Origin of the sequence: Pantoea sp. SIMBA_079 (genome assembly GCF_046940275.1) — a bacterium.
In the GTDB taxonomy this organism is placed as follows: domain Bacteria; phylum Pseudomonadota; class Gammaproteobacteria; order Enterobacterales; family Enterobacteriaceae; genus Pantoea; species Pantoea borealis.
Genome location: NZ_JAWRYR010000279.1, coordinates 1 through 273, shown reverse-complemented (window position 1 = coordinate 273; position 273 = coordinate 1). Strand labels below are relative to the sequence as shown.

Here is a 273-nt window from a genome sequence, read left to right as displayed (position 1 = left end):
GACCGTATTTCGGTTGATCCGATTCTTGTCGGTGACATGCCGAAGGACATGCCGCCGGAAGGCTCGCTCTTCACCGATACGCTGAATTTCACCCGCGGCACCACGCGTTCGGAAATCATCGACCGTATGATCGCTTCCCAGAAGAAGCTCGTGGACGAAGCCTGGGCAAAGCGTAATCCCGACCTGCCGGTCAAGGACAAGAACGAATTCGTGACGCTGGCTTCCATCGTGGAAAAGGAAACCGGGATCGCGTCCGAGCGCCCGCATGTGGCC

At 58.2% G+C, this 273-nt stretch carries 1 protein-coding gene; it reads left to right on the top strand.

What is annotated here, in order from left to right; all coding sequences use genetic code 11:
• Positions 1-273, top strand: a 273-nt coding sequence (locus SB719_RS20015; protein ID WP_412159719.1) for an endolytic transglycosylase MltG, incomplete at both ends; no start/stop codon positions are given.